Consider the following 16,009-nt stretch of genomic DNA (forward strand, 5'->3'; position numbering starts at 1 on the left):
GTAATCTGGCAATCATGAAACAGTGCACGCACGTCGATGTGCTGCCGCTCCCGGAACCGGGCCCTTTGAGCGAGACGTGCCTGGAGTGTCTCGCGGACGGCACGGACCCGGTGCAGTTGCGCCTCTGCCTCACCTGCGGCCATGTCGCGTGCTGCGACTCCTCGCCGAACCGGCACGCGACGAAGCACCACGGCGACTCGGGTCATCCGGTGATGCGGACGTTCGAACCCGGAGACGACTGGCGGTGGTGTTTCGTGGACCACGTACTCGTGTGAGAGTGGACGGCACAGCGGGGCGGCGGGCGGCTCCGGGGCCGCGGTTTCCCGACGGTTCGACCGCCCGGTGCCTGGGTACGTCAACCCGGCGCGCGCTCTTCCCATTTGAATCCGCCGAACCCCCTAGACACGGAGCGTATACGGAGCTTTACTGTGAGTAACGCCAGGGGGCCGGGGGTGCGGGGACAGGAACGTTCCGAGCGCGATAGCGTCACCGCGGAACCACGTACGCGTTACGCCGGGGGGCGACCCTCGGCCCCGTGAAGCTTGTACCACCATGGAGGTGAGGGTGTCCCAGATCGCAGGCGAGCCCACGGCGAACCAGGACTTCGTGGAAGTCCGGCTGCCGGCCGCGGGTGCCTACCTGTCGGTGCTGCGGACGGCCACGGCCGGTCTGGCGGCCCGCTTGGACTTCACCCTGGACGAGATCGAGGACCTGCGCATCGCGGTCGACGAGGCCTGCGCGATCCTGCTCCAGCAGGCCGTGCCGGGCTCCGTCCTGAGCTGCGTCTTCCGGCTCGTCGACGACTCGCTGGAGGTCACGGTGTCCGCTCCGACCACCGACGGCCACGCCCCGTCGCGCGACACGTTCGCCTGGACCGTACTGTCGGCCCTGGCGGGCAAGGTGTCGTCCGCCGTCGACGAGGACCGGACCGTGTCGATCAGCCTCTACAAACAGCGCGGCGCGGGCCCCGGCCCGGCGTGAGGAACGGGGACGGTCCGGTGCGTGACGAAGAGCGCGGCGCGCGGGAACTGCCGACCGGTGAGGCCGAGAGCCTGCGGGCGGGCCCCCAGGACGGCACCCGGCACATGGCCGACGGCGTCGACGGCATCCCTGAGCAGGCCAGACCCCACCCGGAGGACGACTCCGCGCAGGTCGGCGGCGAGGGTGCCGCACGGAGCGCGCCCCCGGGGGAGCGCGGCGGGGACCGACCCGCCGACCGCGCGGGGGCGAGGGCTCGGGGAAGGGCTACGGGCGGGACGATGAGCGAGCACGAGCGATATGCCGAGGGTGCCGCGCCGGGCACGGAGGCCGTGCGGGCGGCACAGCGCGACCCCCATGACCGCAGCGGGGCGCGGGCGCTCTTCGTGGAGCTGCGCGGACTGAAGGACGGCAGCCCGGAGTACGCGGAGCTGCGCAACCGGCTGGTCCGTATGCATCTGCCGCTCGTCGAGCATCTGGCGCGCCGCTTCCGCAACCGCGGCGAGCCGCTGGACGACCTCACCCAGGTCGCCACGATCGGGCTGATCAAGTCCGTGGACCGGTTCGACCCCGAGCGGGGCGTGGAGTTCTCCACGTACGCCACTCCCACGGTCGTCGGTGAGATCAAGCGGCACTTCCGCGACAAGGGCTGGGCGGTCCGGGTGCCGCGCCGGCTCCAGGAGCTGAGGCTCGCGCTGACCACGGCTACGGCCGAGCTGTCCCAGTTGCACGGCCGCTCCCCCACGGTGCACGAGCTGGCCGAGAAGCTGGCCATCTCCGAGGAGGAGGTGCTGGAGGGGCTGGAGTCGGCGAACGCGTACTCCACGCTGTCGCTGGACGTCCCCGACACCGACGACGAGTCCCCGGCGGTCGCCGACACCCTCGGCGCCGAGGACGAGGCGCTGGAGGGGGTCGAGTACCGGGAGTCGCTCAAGCCGCTGCTGGAGGACCTCCCGCCGCGCGAGAAGCGCATCCTGCTGCTGCGGTTCTTCGGGAACATGACCCAGTCGCAGATCGCGCAGGAGGTCGGCATCTCGCAGATGCACGTCTCCCGGCTGCTGGCCCGCACGCTGGCCCAGTTGCGGGAGAAGCTCCTGGTGGAGGAGTAGGACCCGCGTTATTCGGCGCGACCCGGCCCGGTGATCCCGAGGGCGCGGGTCGTGGCCGGGTTGACGAGCAGCACCAGCGCGGCCACGGAGACCGCCGCGAGCCCGATGCCCGCCGGGATGGCGATGCTGTCGGCCTGGAGCAGGTTGTAGGCGACCGGCAGGGCGAGGATCTGGGTGATGACGGCGGGGCCCCGGCTCCAGCGGCGCATCAGCCACAGCCCGCGCGCGGCGAGCAGCGGCAGCAGCGCGAGCACCAGCAGGGTGATCCCGCCGGTGACGGCCTGCCGACGGTCGTCGGGGGCTCCGGTGAGACCGAGCGCGAGGATCCACACGCCCGCCACGACGAGGGCGCTCCCCTCCAGCGCGGCCAGCGCGGCGGCGTACGTCAGGCGACGCGGGCGCTCCGCGGCGGGCGGGGCGGTGTCGGTGGTCTCCGCGGGGGTCTGCTCACTGCTCACCCCAGAAGGGTAGCCCCGCGCCCGAGGGGGCCCGGAAGGTGCGTGGCGAGGCTCACGCCCCTCGGCCCCACCGGATCCCCGACTCGCCCTGGGTTCGATACCCCCCAGTAGGTACGCTGCCATGCATGCGTGCACTTCTCGTGGTCAATCCGGCGGCAACCACCACAAGCGCCCGCAGACGCGACGTTCTGATCCACGCGCTCGCCAGCGAGATGAAGCTGGAGGTCGTCAACACCGAGTACCGCGGTCACGCGCGTGATCTGGGGCGGTCGGCTGCGGAGAGTGACGACGTCGACATGGTGGTGGCCCTCGGCGGCGACGGCACCGTGAACGAGGTGGTCAACGGCCTGCTGCACGCCGGCCCCGACCCCGAGCGGCTGCCCGGCCTCGCGGTGGTCCCCGGCGGTTCGACCAATGTCTTCGCCCGCGCCCTGGGTCTGCCCAACGATCCCGTCGAGGCCACCGGCGCCCTGCTGGACGCGCTGCGCGAGAAGCGGGAACGGGTGGTGGGCCTCGGTCTGACCTCGGGTACGCCGGGCACGGCGGACGAGGCGGTGCCGGAACGCTGGTTCACTTTCAATGCCGGACTGGGCTTCGATGCCGGTGTCGTGGGCAGGGTCGAAAGAGAACGGGAGCGCGGCAAGAAGTCGACGCACGCGCTCTATGTCCGCCAAGTAGCAAGGCAGTTCATCGGTGAACCCAATCGCACGCACGGCACGATCAGCCTGGAAAGGCCGGAAGCGGAGACGGTGACCGACCTCGCCGTCGCCATAGTCTCGAACACGTCGCCCTGGACGTATCTCGGCAATCGCCCGATGTACACGTCGCCTAAGGCGTCGTTCGATAAAGGCATCGACGTGCTCGGTCTGAAGCGGCTGTCGACGGCCGCGGTTGCCCGGTATGCGACCCAGTTGCTCACTTCGTCCCCCGAGCGCGGACCCCATGGCAGACACGCGGTCTCGCTGCACGACCTGGACCGCTTCACCTTGCATTCGAAGGTCCCTCTGCCCCTTCAGATGGACGGTGACCACCTGGGGCTGCGGACGAGCGTGACGTTCACAGGCGTTCGCCGGGCACTGCGTGTGATTGTGTGAGCGGAACGGGCTAAAGTCCTTTCACTCGAACGTTTAGGCCACTGTCCACCCCATGGAAGTACGGCTGTGACCTAGTCGACACCGAGGAATCAAAAAAAATCTTCCTGAAGGGGTTGTATCCGTCGCCGAGGTTTGCGAGTCTCTACATGGCGATCGGGACGGCCCGCAAGACCGGCTTCCATTGATCGCCAGAACCCCTCTTCAAACACAGGTCCACGCCGGGGAGACCCGGTGATCGGCCCTTCACTTGTTGAGGGACTCGTGAAAGCGTTCACATTCACAAGCAATCTGCATGTAATACCAAGGAGAGGTAGCAGCCATGGACTGGCGTCACAACGCCGTTTGTCGCGAGGAAGACCCCGAGCTGTTCTTCCCCATCGGCAACACCGGTCCCGCGCTGCTGCAGATCGAGGAAGCCAAGGCCGTCTGCCGTCGCTGCCCCGTCATGGAGCAGTGCCTGCAGTGGGCGCTCGAGTCCGGCCAGGACTCCGGCGTCTGGGGTGGTCTGAGCGAGGACGAGCGTCGCGCGATGAAGCGCCGCGCCGCCCGCAACCGTGCTCGCCAGGCTTCTGCCTGACGAGTCACCCCTGCTGACAGCCTGAGCTTGGCGGCGCGTGGGCCCGACGGGTAACTCCCGTACCGGGCACCGCGCTTCTCCCGCCCCCGAGCCGCAGCGCGCAGTACCCCCGATGCTTTCCCCAGGTCCCGGCTCCGCCGGACCAGGGGGGCTCCGCCCCGGCGGAGCAGCTCAGCAACGAGCACCAGCCTCGGACCGTCACCGGTCCGGGGCTTTTCGCTTGCCCGCGCCGCCCGACGCCGGCCGCCCCGGCGTCACCGCCCCGGCCCGGCCGGCGTCACTTCTGCGGGCGCACCGGGATGTCCAGGACGACCCGGGTACCGCGCTCCGGTGCCGGGACCATGTCGAAGGTGCCGCCCAGTTCGCCCTCGACCAGGGTCCGGACGATCTGGAGGCCGAGGTTGCCCGCGGTGTGCGGGTCGAAGCCCTCGGGCAGACCGACCCCGTCGTCCTGGACGGTGACCAGCAGGCGGGCCTCCTTGGTGGTGCCGCCCCGGACCGCCGACACCTCGACCGTGCCGGTGTCGCCCTCGCGGAAGCCGTGCTCCAGGGCGTTCTGCAGCACTTCGGTCAGCACCATCGACAGCGGGGTGGCGACCTCGGCGTCCAGCCAGCCGAAGCGTCCGCTGCGCCGGCCGGTCACCTTGCCCGGCGAGATCTCCGCGACCATCGCCAGCACCCGGTCGGCGATGTCGTCGAACTCCACCCGCTCGTCCAGGTTCTGGGACAGCGTCTCGTGCACGATGGCGATCGAGCCGACCCGGCGCACGGCCTCCTCCAGCGCCTCCCGGCCGCGCTCGGAGTCGATGCGGCGGGCCTGGAGCCTGAGCAGGGCGGCCACGGTCTGGAGGTTGTTCTTCACCCGGTGGTGGATCTCCCGGATGGTGGCGTCCTTGGTGATCAACTCGCGTTCGCGGCGGCGGAGTTCGGTGACGTCCCGGCAGAGCACCAGTGAACCGATGCGGGTGCCCTTGGGCTTGAGCGGGATGGACCGGAACTGGATCACCCCGTCGTTCGCCTCGATCTCGAACTCGCGGGGCGCGTAGCCGCTGGCGGCCTTGGCGAGCGCCTCGTCCACCGGGCCGCGCGTCGGGGCGAGTTCGGCGGTGGTGCGGCCGAGGTGGTGGCCGACCAGGTCGGCGGCGAGACCGAGGCGGTGGTAGGCGGAGAGCGCGTTCGGGGAGGCGTACTGGACGATGCCGTCCGCGTCCACCCGGATCAGGCCGTCGCCCGCGCGCGGGGAGGCGTCCATGTCGACCTGCTGGTCGGGGAAGGGGAAGGAACCGGCCGCGATCATCTGTGCGAGGTCCGAGGCGCTCTGGAGATAGGTGAGTTCCAGGCGGCTCGGGGTGCGCACGGTCAGCAGGTTGGTGTTGCGGGCGATCACCCCGAGGACGCGGCCCTCACGGCGTACGGGGATGGACTCGACCCGTACGGGGACCTCTTCGCGCCATTCCGGGTCGCCCTCGCGCACGATGCGGCCCTCGTCCAGCGCCGCGTCCAGCATGGGGCGGCGGCCGCGCGGGACCAGGTGGCCGACCATGTCGTCCTGGTAGGAGGTCGGGCCGGTGTTCGGGCGCATCTGGGCGACCGAGACGTACCGGGTGCCGTCGCTGGTGGGGACCCACAGGACGAGATCGGCGAAGGAGAGGTCGGAGAGCAGTTGCCACTCCGAGACCAGCAGATGGAGCCACTCGAGGTCGGTGTCCCCGAGGGCGGTGTGCTGGCGGACGAGTTCGTTCATGGAGGGCACGCTGCGAGCGTACCGGGGGCGCGTCACCGGCTGGAAAGACACCCGCGGGCCGCGGCGCCTGAGAGGGACCCTCAACCCTCCCCGCGCCGCAGCCCGGAGCATCATCGGCCGTGGGGTGTGCGGTCCCGGTCGGCCGAAGGCCGAGGAGCCGGAGCAGTCAGGGCAGAGAGCACCGGTTCCTCGATCCGCCCTCCTGTGCGGGGAAGGCGGAGGCTTTTCAGCTTGTCGTCCTGCGTTTGCCTCCCTCGCATTCTGGACTAGACCACGAGGGCGTGTCCATGGTCGGAGGAGACCCGAACTCGGGGGCGGCGAGGCCGCGCCGTACGGGCAGCCTAGCCGGGCCGGGGCTGCCGTGGGGGCCCGTCGGCCTGGCGATTTCCGCCACGTACGGCCGGGGCCGCTCTGCTAGATTGGTCTAAACCACATAGCCAACGCTCTCCCGGTCCCCAGCGACCGTCGGCCCTCTTCCAGATCGGCAGGCCCAGCGTGGAAGTTGTCATCGTCCCGGACGCCGCGGCGGGCGGCGAGCTGATAGCCGAGGCCATGGCCCGGCTGCTGCGACGCAAGCCCGACGCCCTGCTCGGGGTGGCCACCGGCTCCACCCCGCTGCCCGTCTACCAGGCCCTGGCGGCCGAGGTGCGCTCCGGCGCCGTGGACACCCACCGGGCCAGGATCGCCCAGCTCGACGAGTACGTGGGGCTGCCCGCCGACCACCCCGAGTCCTACCGCTCGGTGCTGCGCCGCGAGGTGCTGGAGCCGCTCGGCATCGGCATGGACGCGTTCATGGGCCCGGACGGCACGGCCGCCGACGTCCAGGCGGCGTGCGAGGAGTACGACCGGGCGCTCGCCGCGGCCGGGGGCGTGGACCTCCAGCTCCTCGGGATCGGGACCGACGGGCACATCGGCTTCAACGAACCGTGCTCCTCGCTCGCCTCGCGGACCCGGATCAAGACGCTGACCGAGCAGACCAGGGTCGACAACGCCCGCTTCTTCGACGGCGACATCGGCCAGGTCCCGCACCACGTGATCACCCAGGGCATAGGCACGATCCTGGAGGCCCGCCACCTGGTGCTGCTCGCCACCGGCGAGGGCAAGGCGGACGCGGTCGCGGCCACGGTCGAAGGCCCGGTCGCCGCGATCTGCCCGGCCTCGGCCCTCCAGCTCCACCCGCACGCCACGGTGGTCGCCGACGAGGCGGCCGCCTCCAAGCTGAAGCTGGCGGACTACTTCCGCCACACCTACACCCACAAGCCGGAGTGGCAGGGTCTGTAGAAACGTCTCGGTCCCCGTGGGCGCACCACGGGGACCGAGCGCGGGCTTCACACCCCCGCGATGACCTCCGCCGCCGCCCGGCCGCAGACGCGGGCCGCGCCGTGGGTGGCGAGGTGGAGCCGGCCGCGGGGCGGGGACTGGGGGACGCCCATCTCCACGACCACGGTGTCCGGGCGGGCCGCGATGAGCGTGGTCAGGGCCTCTGCCATCCAGGGGTGGCGGTGTTCGTCGCGGACCACCGCGACCACCCGGCGCTCCCCCGCCGCCTTGAGGGCGTCGGAGCCGGCCGAGTCGCCGGTGAAGCTTCCCGTGAGCGTGCCGGGGAGCAGCGCCGACAGCTCGGCGGCCACGCCCCACGGGGTCTCGTCGCCGACCGCGATGTTGGCGACCGGGGTGAAGGCGGCGACGTAGGGCGCCTCGGTGAGCGGCGTGAAGGACTCGCCGCCGGTCACCGTCAGGGCCCGGCGGGCGGCACGCAGTCCGGCCTCGGTGTCGGGAGCGGTGTCCCCGGTGGTGCCGTTCGCCGTCCAGGCGGCGAGTTCGCGCACCCGGCGGGCCGCGTCCGCGAGGCGCTCCTCGGGCAGTTCGCCGGAGCGCACGGCGGCCACCAGGGCGTCGCGCAGGCGCCGTACCGTCTCGTCGTCGGCGAGGCCGCCGCCCACACAGATCGCGTCGGCGCCGGCCGCGACGGCGAGGACGCTGCCGTGCTCGATGCCGTAGGTGCCGGAGACGGCGCGCATCTCCATGCCGTCGGTGACGATCAGGCCCTGGTAGCCGAGTTCGCCGCGCAGCAGGTCGGTGAGGACCGGCCGGGAGAGGGTCGCGGGGCGGTCCGGGTCCAGCGCGGGGACCAGGATGTGGGCGCTCATCACCGCGCGGGTGCCCGCCGCGAGGGCCGCCCGGAAGGGGGCGAGCTCGCGGGCCTGGAGCACATCGGCGGGTACGTCGATGCGGGGCAGCGCGTGGTGGGAGTCGACGGCGGTGTCGCCGTGGCCGGGGAAGTGCTTGGTGCAGGCCGCGACCCCGGCGGACTGCAGGCCGGTGACGTAGGCGGCGGTGTGCCGGGCGACCAGGGCGGTGTCGGCGCCGAAGGAGCGGACGCCGATGACCGGGTTGCCGGGGTTGGAGTTGACGTCGGCGGAGGGGGCCCAGTTGAGGTGGACCCCGCAGGCGGCGAGGCGGCGGCCGAGCTCCCGGGCGACCGCGTGGGTCAGCTCCAGGTCGTCCACCGCGCCGAGGGCGTGGTTGCCGGGGAAGGAGGAGCCGGTACGGGCCTCCAGCCGGGTGACGTCGCCGCCCTCCTCGTCGATGGCCACCAGCACATCGGGGCGTTCGGCGCGCAACTGGGCGGTGAGCGCCGACAGTTGCTCGGGCGAGACGATGTTGCGGCCGAACAGGCCGACCGAGGCCAGGCCCTCGCCGAGTCGGCGCAGCAGCCAGTCGGGGGCGGTGGTGCCGGTGAAGCCGGGCTGGAGGACGGTGAGCGCGTCACGCGTCAGGGTGTCCGAACCGCGGGCGATTGTCGTCATCGGGTGCGTTATCCCTTCACGGCGCCCGCGGTAAGGCCCGCGGCCATCTTGCGCTGGACGAGGAGGAACAGCACGACGATCGGCAGCGCCATCACGGTGGCTCCGGCCATCATCGGGGCGTATTCGGTGCCGTGCTTGGTGGTGAAGTTGCCGAGCCAGACGGTGGCCGTCTGGTTCTCCTGGCTGAGCAGCATCAGGGCGTAGAGGTACTCGTTCCACGCCTGGATGAAGCCGTAGACGGAGGTGGCGACCATGCCGGGGGCGAGCAGCGGGAAGACGACGCGGACGAAGGCGCCGGTGCGGGAGCAGCCGTCGACCATGGCGGCCTCCTCCAGCTCGCGCGGGATGTTGACGATGAAGCCGCGCAGGGTCCACACCGTGAACGGCAGGATGAAGGTCAGGTAGGTGATGATCAGCCCGGTGAGCTTGTCGTACTGATGCAGGTCGTTCAGCAGCAGGAAGACCGGGATGATCATGGCGACCAGCGGCACCATCTGCACCGCGAGGATGCCGACGATCACGATCTTCCGGCCCCGGAAGGCGAACCGGGAGATGGCGAGCGCGGCGAGCATGCCGACGACGACGCCGATGACGACGACGGACAGCGAGACGACCAGGCTGCGGCCGACCGGGCCCCAGAAGTCAGCGATGTCGAAGGCCCGGCTGAAGTTGTCCAGGGTGAACCCGGTGGGCAGCAGGCTCGGGTCGGGGTCGATGGCGTCCCTGGCCGGCTTGATCGCGGTGTCGAGCATCCAGTAGACGGGGAAGCCGGCGGTGGCGAAGACGAGGAGGCCGAGGATGTTCCAGCCGGCCTTGGAGGTCCGGCGGGCGGGGGAAGCCGTGCTGGTCACTCGACCTCTCCGATCTTGAGCATCTGGCGCATGTAGACGGCGACGACGCCGAGCAGCAGCACCACGGTGATGAGGGCGATGGCGGAGCCCTGGGCGTAGTCGTTGACCACGAAGGCGCGGTCGTAGGAGTAGGTGGTCAGCAACTGGAACTGGGCCTCGGGGTGGCCGTTGCGCATCACGAAGACCTGCGGGAAGACGCCCATGTCCCAGATGACGGAGAGCGTCGTCAGCATGACGACCACCGGCTTGAGCACGGGCAGGGTGACGAACCGGAAGACGCCCCAGGCGCCGGCCCCGTCCAGCCGGGCGGCCTCCTCCAGCTCGGCGGGGACCTGGGTGAGTCCGGCGCTGAGGGTGATGACCACGAAGGGCACCGCGCCCCAGACCACCAGCAGCATGATCACCGTGAGGCCCTCGGGGCCGCTGGCGAACCAGTTGTGGCCGATCAGGTCGACGCCGGGCAGCTTGCTGACGAGGGCGTTGAGGATGCCGTAGTCGGCGTCGAAGAGCCACTTGAAGACGGTGGTGGCGACGATGACCGGCATGCCCCAGCTCGCCACCAGCGCGATGTTGACGAGGGTCTTCACCCAGCCGGAGACCTTTCGGAGCAGCAGGGCGATCAGCATGCCGAGGACCATCGTGACGACGACGGAACCGGCGGCGAAGACGATGGTGCGCAGCACGACCTGCCAGAAGTCGCCGTCGCTCAGCACCTTGGTGAAGTTGCCGAACCCGGCGGACTCCGGCTCCTGGAAGCCCCAGAGCTGGGACTGGCCGAACTTCTGGAACGACAGGGTGACCAGCCGGACCAGGGGGTAGCCCATGACACCGGCGAGGATCAGCAGACAGGGCGCGAGCAGCAGCCAGGGGGTGGCGGCGCCTTTGACGGAGGCCGGGCGTGGCCGGGGCGGCGGGGGGCCGGGCGGGGGCGCCTGCCGCGGCGGCGGCACCTTGGCAGGCGTGGTCGTGTCTGCGGCACTCATCGCGCTCCTCGGCGATCCCGTATGTCCTGTGCAGGCGGTATGGCGTCCGCCGCGCGGGCCGGGACGCCCACGCGGCGGACGAGCGCGGGCACCGGCAGGGCCCGCCCTCGGCTCACTTGGTGTTGATGACCTTGTCGATCGCGGCGTCCGCCTCCTTGGCGGCGTCCTGGACCGACTTCTTGCCGGTACCGATCTCCTGGAGCATGGTCTGCAGGACCTGCGCCTTCTCCACCTGGCCCCAGCCGGGGGCCATCGGCACGAACCAGTTGGACTCGGCCGCGGTGGCCGGCACGGCGGTGGCCGGGTCGTTCTTCAGGGTGGCGAGGTCGGTCTTGTTGTTGGGCAGGTTGCCCTTGGCGATCAGGCCCTTCTGCCCCTCGGGGCCGGTGAAGGCGTTGATCCACTCGGCGGCGACGTCCTGGTTGCGGGACTTCACCGGGACGGCGAGGTCGGAACCGCCCAGGAACACCGGCATGTTCTTGCCGGACGGGCCGGGCATCACGAAGTTCTCGAGGTTGTCCTTGAGCTTGCCGGTCTTGTCGTTCTTCGGGTCGGCGGAGGTCGCGCCCTCCCAGGCCGCGGCGAAGATCATGGCGGACTTGCCCTGGCCGTAGACGAGGTAGCGGTCGGACTCGTCCTTGGTCTTGTCGCCGTGCATGTACTTGTCGAGGACCTGCTTGAACGCGGTCAGGCCCTTGACCGACTCCGGCGAGGACAGCGTCCCCTTCCACCGGCCGCCCTGCTCCTTGGCGATGGCGCCGCCCGCGTCGTAGACGTAGGACATGCCGGCGTACCAGTCACGGGTGGGCTGGTACCACGCGTTGAACTTGTCCCCCTCCTTCTTCTGGATCTTGTCCAGCGCGGCGGTCAGCTCGGGGTAGGTCTTCGGCGGGGTCTTGACGCCGACCGAAGCGGCCACGTCCTTGCGCCAGTTGGCGACGCGGCCACCGGCGTAGTACGGCACGCCGTAGGTCTTGCCGTCGTAGGTGACCGAGGTCTTCAGGCCGTCGAGCCAGGCGTCCGAGGCCGCGAACTTGGCGGGGTCGAGGGGGGCGAAGGCGCCCTTGACCATGTAGCCGAGCATCTCGCTGTTGCCCATCTCGACCACGTCGGGGGCCTTGTCGGTGGCGAGGACGGCGTCCAGCTTGGTGTTCTTGTCCGGCCAGCCGTAGTACTCGTGCTTGATCTTCAGGTCCGGGTGCTTCTTCACGACGGCGGCGTCGGCGGCCTTGACCAGGTCGGGCCAGTTGTTCTGCGCGTCGACGGTGAGCCAGACGGTCAACTGGTCGCTGTCGCCCCCCTTGCCGTCGTCGCTGCCGCACGCGGCGATGGAGACGACCATGCCCGCGGCACCGATCGCGGCTATCAGTCTGCGCTTCACGCCATCCTCCTCAAGGGATACCCACAACCCCCCTGCCTCCCCGCGGTGTCACACTTGCGCGTCGAACCGCCCTCGGAGCCGGGACTGGACCAATGGTGTAGACCAGCAGGGGGAGCTTGGCCCAGACCAAAAGGGCTGTCAAGGGTGTTCAGGTGGGGTCCGGGCGTCCGTGACGCGACCGAGATATGCAGGGACCTTTCATTGCGCAACCGACAGATCGGACGGACCAGTTCCGGTGGACCAATGGCCCGCTCCGCACGGGTGGACTAGACCAACCGGGGGTGCGGCGGTATACAGGGAGATCACGGAGCGTGCGGGCGGACCCGGCCGCGCGCGACCGTGCCACGATGTGAGCCGTGACCGATGGCGATGTCGGTCGCTTTCGGCATCCGGAGCCGGGAAGGCAGCCATGAGCACCGACGTCAGCAGGGCGGAGAACGAGGCCGGCGCGACCGTCCGTACCGCGCGCGTGCCCAAGTACTACCGTCTGAAGAAGCATCTCCAGGAGATCACGGAGACGCTTCCGCCGGGCACGCCGGTGCCGCCCGAGCGCACGCTGGCCGCGGAGTTCGACACCTCCCGCACCACGGTCCGCCAGGCGCTCCAGGAGCTGGTGGTCGAGGGGCGCCTCGAACGCATCCAGGGCAAGGGCACCTTCGTCGCCAAGCCCAAGGTCGCCCAGGCGCTCCAGCTCACCTCCTACACCGAGGACATGCGCGCCCAGGGGCTCGAACCCACCTCGCAGTTGCTGGACATCGGCTACATCACGGCGGACGACCGGCTCGCCGGGCTGCTGGACATAAGTGCCGGGGGCCGGGTGCTGCGCATCGAGCGGCTGCGCATGGCCAACGGCGAGCCGATGGCCATAGAGACCACCCACCTCTCCGCCAAGCGCTTTCCCGCGCTGCGCCGTTCGCTGGTGAAGTACACCTCGCTCTACACCGCGCTCGCCGAGGTCTACGACGTGCATCTGGCCGAGGCCGAGGAGACCATCGAGACCTCACTGGCCACCCCGCGCGAGGCGAGCCTGCTCGGCACCGACGTGGGTCTGCCGATGCTGCTGCTGTCCCGGCATTCCGTGGACCGCGAGGGCCGGCCGGTGGAGTGGGTGCGCTCGGTCTACCGGGGCGACCGCTACAAGTTCGTGGCCCGCCTGAGGCGTCCGCAGGACTGACCGGTTCCCCTTCCACCGCCCCCACCAGCTCACATCGCCATATCGATACCCGGACGAGGGGTTCCGCTCCGCCGTGCCGTCACCTAGATTGCGTGCGCATTACGCAGTGATCAACGAGGGGACGGAGCCGAGGCATGCCCGAAGATTCTGAAGTGAGGCCACCGGTGGTGACACCGGTCCGTGTGGTCATCGGCCTGTGCCTCGTGGCGCCGTTCGTGGCGATGCTCTGGGTGGGTTCGTTCTCCAAGGTGGACCCGACGTTCATCGGGATCCCGTTCTTCTACTGGTACCAGATGCTGTGGGTGCTGGTCTCGACCTCGCTCACCGTGACCGCGTACCAGCTCTGGCAGCGCGACCAGCGCTCACGCAAGGTGAAGAGCGGGGGTGCGTCGAAGTGAAGGACGGCGTCAACGGCGTGGCGCTCGGCGTCTTCGTCTTCTTCTTCCTGGCCGTCACGGTCCTGGGCTTCCTGGCCTCGCGCTGGCGCAAGGCCGAGAACGAGCACTCGCTGGACGAATGGGGCCTGGGCGGCCGGTCGTTCGGCACCTGGATCACCTGGTTCCTGCTGGGCGGCGACCTGTACACCGCGTACACCTTCGTCGCGGTGCCCGCGGCGATCTACGCGGCCGGCGCGGCCGGGTTCTTCGCGGTGCCCTACACGATCCTGGTGTACCCGCTGATCTTCACCTTCCTGCCCCGGCTGTGGTCGGTCTCGCACCGGCACGGGTACGTCACCACCTCCGACTTCGTGCGCGGTCGGTTCGGCTCCAAGGGGCTGTCGCTGGCGGTGGCGGTCACCGGCATCCTGGCGACCATGCCGTACATCGCGCTCCAGCTCGTCGGCATCCAGGCGGTGCTGGACGTGATGGGCGTGGGCGGCGGTGAGGGCACCAACTGGTTCGTGAAGGACCTGCCGCTGCTGATCGCCTTCGGTGTGCTGGCGGCCTACACCTACTCCTCGGGACTGCGCGCCCCCGCGATGATCGCGTTCGTGAAGGACACGCTGATCTACATCGTCATCGCGGTGGCGATCATCTACATCCCGATCAAGCTGGGCGGCTTCGACGAGATCTTCGCCAAGGCGGGCGAGAAGTACACCGCCGCAGGCGCCGGCGGTATCGTCCCGGCCCCGGCGGGCCAGTGGACGTACGCCACGCTGGCCCTGGGCTCGGCGCTCGCGCTGTTCATGTACCCGCACTCGATCACCGCGACCCTGTCGTCCAAGAGCCGTGACGTGATCCGCCGCAACACCACGATCCTGCCGCTCTACTCCCTGATGCTCGGCCTGCTGGCGCTGCTGGGCTTCATGGCGATCGCGGCCGGGGTGAAGGTCACCAACGGGCAGCTCGCCATCCCGCAGTTGTTCGAGGACATGTTCCCGGACTGGTTCGCGGGCGTCGCCTTCGCGGCGATCGGCATCGGCGCGCTGGTCCCGGCGGCGATCATGTCCATCGCGGCCGCGAACCTGTTCACCCGCAACATCTACAAGGACTTCATCAAGCCCGACGCGACGCCCGAGCAGGAGACCAAGGTCTCCAAGCTGGTCTCGCTGCTGGTGAAGGTGGGCGCGCTGGTCTTCGTCCTCACCATGGACAAGACGGTGGCCATCAACTTCCAGCTCCTGGGCGGCATCTGGATCCTCCAGACCTTCCCGGCGCTGGTCGGCGGCCTGTTCACCCGCTGGTTCCACCGCTGGGCGCTGCTGGCCGGCTGGGCGGTCGGCATGATCTACGGCACGCTCGCCGCCTACGGGGTCGCCTCGCCGACCCAGAAGCACTTCGGCGGCTCGGCCAAGGAGATCCCCGGCATCGGTGAGATCGGCTACATCGGTCTGACCGCGTTCGTGCTGAACGTGGTGGTCACGGTGGTCCTCACCTTCGTCCTGAAGGCCGTGAAGGCCCCCGACGGCATCGACGAGACGAGGCCCGAGGACTACACGGCCGACGCGGGCGACCCCGGCGTCGAGGTCGAGCTGCCCCCGGCGACCGCGGGGAGCGCCCACTAGCGAGAACCCGTTCCACCCGGCCACGGGCCGCCGTAAAGCGAGAGCGACGGCGGCCCGTCGTCGCACACACTCCCGGTCATGGACCTCCACATCAGACCGGCCGGACCCGCCGAGTACGACGCCCTGGGCGAGATCACCGCGCAGGCCTACCTCCAGGACGGACTGCTCGACTTCGGGGAGGGCGACGCGTACCTGGGCGAGCTGCGGGACGTGGCCCGGCGGGCCGCCGCCGCGGACGTCCTGGTGGCCGTGCGCGGGGGCGTCCTGCTCGGCGGGGTCACCTTCGTCCCGGCGGGCGGACCCATGGCCGACATCGCGGGCCCGGGCGAGGCCGAGATCCGCATGCTGGCGGTCGCGCACGCCGGCCGGGGCCAGGGAGCCGGGGAGGCGCTGGTGCGCGCCTGTGTGGAGCGCGCACGGGCCGTCGAGGGCTGTGTGCGCGTCGTCCTGTCCACCCAGCGCACGATGTACGGCGCCCACCGGATCTACGAACGCCTCGGTTTCCGGCGCACCCCGGAGCGCGACTGGAACCCCTTGCCAGACCTGCTGGACCTCGCCCTGCTCACCTACGAGTTGACGCTTTGAAGCCACCGCGACACACAACAGACACAACATCTGGGGGTGTCACCGCAGCCCGGCACTAGATGTATGCTCGTGCTCGCTGTCGTCGCAGGGGAATCCGGTGCGAATCCGGAACTGTCCCGCAACGGTGTACTTGCGTGCTTCGTGCACGCCAGAGTCAGTCCGAGGACCTGCCGACAGCGCGCGCCCGGCCGTCCGGCCCGGGTGCTCGAAGACGTCCGGGCCTCGTGGAGTGGGCCGGTGGACGCGACGCCGCGTGCGCT

At 70.3% G+C, this 16,009-nt stretch carries 16 protein-coding genes and 1 riboswitch; of the genes, 10 read left to right on the plus strand and 6 right to left on the minus strand.

What is annotated here, in order from left to right:
• The first annotated feature begins 14 nt into the window (after positions 1-14).
• The 3 genes from HEK131_RS25275 to HEK131_RS25285 all read left to right on the plus strand — a co-directional run bounded on the left by HEK131_RS25275 (position 15) and on the right by HEK131_RS25285 (position 2,087).
• The gene (locus HEK131_RS25275; RefSeq protein WP_161147817.1) at positions 15-275 is read left to right on the plus strand and encodes a UBP-type zinc finger domain-containing protein; all 261 of its coding nucleotides are present in this window, start codon (positions 15-17) and stop codon (positions 273-275) included.
• 289 nt (positions 276-564) lie between these two features.
• Positions 565-981 (plus strand): anti-sigma regulatory factor, encoded by a 417-nt coding sequence (locus tag HEK131_RS25280; protein ID WP_018544439.1) that lies wholly within the window; start codon positions 565-567, stop codon positions 979-981.
• Between the two features lie 17 nt (positions 982-998).
• On the plus strand, positions 999-2,087 hold the full coding sequence (locus tag HEK131_RS25285) for an RNA polymerase sigma factor SigF (RefSeq protein WP_432215675.1): 1,089 nt from the start codon (positions 999-1,001) through the stop codon (positions 2,085-2,087).
• 8 nt (positions 2,088-2,095) lie between these two features.
• Here HEK131_RS25285 and HEK131_RS25290 read toward each other — a convergent pair whose 3' ends face one another.
• Positions 2,096-2,545, minus strand: coding sequence for a hypothetical protein (locus HEK131_RS25290; protein ID WP_244337132.1), 450 nt, complete (start codon positions 2,543-2,545; stop codon positions 2,096-2,098).
• Positions 2,546-2,670: 125 nt separating this feature from the next.
• Here HEK131_RS25290 and HEK131_RS25295 point away from each other — a divergent pair, with 125 nt between their 5' ends.
• Together HEK131_RS25295 and HEK131_RS25300 are read left to right on the plus strand one after the other, a co-directional pair.
• Positions 2,671-3,639, plus strand: coding sequence for a diacylglycerol/lipid kinase family protein (locus HEK131_RS25295; protein ID WP_217463113.1), 969 nt, complete (start codon positions 2,671-2,673; stop codon positions 3,637-3,639).
• A 319-nt stretch (positions 3,640-3,958) separates the two neighbouring features.
• A complete protein-coding gene (locus HEK131_RS25300; protein WP_016639615.1) occupies positions 3,959-4,216 on the plus strand; it encodes a WhiB family transcriptional regulator in 258 nt (85 codons plus the stop codon).
• 277 nt (positions 4,217-4,493) lie between these two features.
• On the opposite strand, the gene HEK131_RS25305 is transcribed toward HEK131_RS25300, so the two are convergent.
• Positions 4,494-5,960 (minus strand): sensor histidine kinase, encoded by a 1,467-nt coding sequence (locus tag HEK131_RS25305; RefSeq protein ID WP_202495072.1) that lies wholly within the window; start codon positions 5,958-5,960, stop codon positions 4,494-4,496.
• A 495-nt stretch (positions 5,961-6,455) separates the two neighbouring features.
• On the opposite strand from HEK131_RS25305, the gene nagB reads away from it, so the two are divergent.
• Complete coding sequence (nagB, locus tag HEK131_RS25310) at positions 6,456-7,241, plus strand: glucosamine-6-phosphate deaminase (RefSeq protein ID WP_217463112.1); 786 nt, start codon at positions 6,456-6,458, stop codon at positions 7,239-7,241.
• A 47-nt stretch (positions 7,242-7,288) separates the two neighbouring features.
• On the opposite strand, the gene HEK131_RS25315 is transcribed toward nagB, so the two are convergent.
• The 4 genes from HEK131_RS25315 to HEK131_RS25330 form a co-directional block, all read right to left on the minus strand.
• On the minus strand, positions 7,289-8,770 hold the full coding sequence (locus HEK131_RS25315) for a glycoside hydrolase family 3 protein (RefSeq protein WP_244337133.1): 1,482 nt from the start codon (positions 8,768-8,770) through the stop codon (positions 7,289-7,291).
• Positions 8,771-8,778: 8 nt separating this feature from the next.
• A complete protein-coding gene (locus HEK131_RS25320; RefSeq protein WP_244337134.1) occupies positions 8,779-9,621 on the minus strand; it encodes a carbohydrate ABC transporter permease in 843 nt (280 codons plus the stop codon).
• Positions 9,618-10,604, minus strand: a complete 987-nt coding sequence (locus HEK131_RS25325) for a carbohydrate ABC transporter permease (RefSeq protein ID WP_244337135.1) — start codon at positions 10,602-10,604, stop codon at positions 9,618-9,620. Before HEK131_RS25325 ends, HEK131_RS25320 begins: the two co-directional genes overlap by 4 nt.
• 112 nt (positions 10,605-10,716) lie before the next feature.
• On the minus strand, positions 10,717-11,985 hold the full coding sequence (locus HEK131_RS25330) for an extracellular solute-binding protein (protein ID WP_244337136.1): 1,269 nt from the start codon (positions 11,983-11,985) through the stop codon (positions 10,717-10,719).
• 409 nt (positions 11,986-12,394) lie between these two features.
• On the opposite strand from HEK131_RS25330, the gene HEK131_RS25335 reads away from it, so the two are divergent.
• The 4 genes from HEK131_RS25335 (at position 12,395) to HEK131_RS25350 (ending at position 15,749) form a co-directional block, all read left to right on the plus strand.
• On the plus strand, positions 12,395-13,159 hold the full coding sequence (locus HEK131_RS25335) for a GntR family transcriptional regulator (protein ID WP_161148126.1): 765 nt from the start codon (positions 12,395-12,397) through the stop codon (positions 13,157-13,159).
• Positions 13,160-13,293: 134 nt separating this feature from the next.
• A complete protein-coding gene (locus HEK131_RS25340; protein ID WP_217463108.1) occupies positions 13,294-13,557 on the plus strand; it encodes a DUF3311 domain-containing protein in 264 nt (87 codons plus the stop codon).
• On the plus strand, positions 13,554-15,164 hold the full coding sequence (mctP, locus tag HEK131_RS25345) for a monocarboxylate uptake permease MctP (RefSeq protein WP_244337137.1): 1,611 nt from the start codon (positions 13,554-13,556) through the stop codon (positions 15,162-15,164). Before HEK131_RS25340 ends, mctP begins: the two co-directional genes overlap by 4 nt.
• Positions 15,165-15,242: 78 nt before the next feature.
• Positions 15,243-15,749, plus strand: a complete 507-nt coding sequence (locus tag HEK131_RS25350) for a GNAT family N-acetyltransferase (protein ID WP_244337138.1) — start codon at positions 15,243-15,245, stop codon at positions 15,747-15,749.
• 63 nt (positions 15,750-15,812) lie between these two features.
• Positions 15,813-15,938: riboswitch (cobalamin riboswitch) on the plus strand.
• The last annotated feature ends 71 nt before the right edge of the window (positions 15,939-16,009 follow it).

The organism is Streptomyces seoulensis, assembly GCF_022846655.1.
Taxonomy (GTDB): Bacteria; Actinomycetota; Actinomycetes; order Streptomycetales; family Streptomycetaceae; genus Streptomyces.

Bases quoted from the DNA above. Each gene is read 5' to 3' on its own strand.
- HEK131_RS25275 (WP_161147817.1), top strand. From the start codon at position 15: ATGAAACAGTGCACGCACGTCGATGTGCTGCCGCTCCCGGAACCGGGC.
- HEK131_RS25295 (WP_217463113.1), top strand. From the start codon at position 2,671: ATGCGTGCACTTCTCGTGGTCAATCCGGCGGCAACCACCACAAGCGCC.
- HEK131_RS25300 (WP_016639615.1), top strand. From the start codon at position 3,959: ATGGACTGGCGTCACAACGCCGTTTGTCGCGAGGAAGACCCCGAGCTG.
- HEK131_RS25305 (WP_202495072.1), bottom strand. From the start codon at position 5,960: ATGAACGAACTCGTCCGCCAGCACACCGCCCTCGGGGACACCGACCTC.
- HEK131_RS25315 (WP_244337133.1), bottom strand. From the start codon at position 8,770: ATGACGACAATCGCCCGCGGTTCGGACACCCTGACGCGTGACGCGCTC.
- HEK131_RS25325 (WP_244337135.1), bottom strand. From the start codon at position 10,604: ATGAGTGCCGCAGACACGACCACGCCTGCCAAGGTGCCGCCGCCGCGG.
- HEK131_RS25335 (WP_161148126.1), top strand. From the start codon at position 12,395: ATGAGCACCGACGTCAGCAGGGCGGAGAACGAGGCCGGCGCGACCGTC.
- HEK131_RS25340 (WP_217463108.1), top strand. From the start codon at position 13,294: ATGCCCGAAGATTCTGAAGTGAGGCCACCGGTGGTGACACCGGTCCGT.
- HEK131_RS25350 (WP_244337138.1), top strand. From the start codon at position 15,243: ATGGACCTCCACATCAGACCGGCCGGACCCGCCGAGTACGACGCCCTG.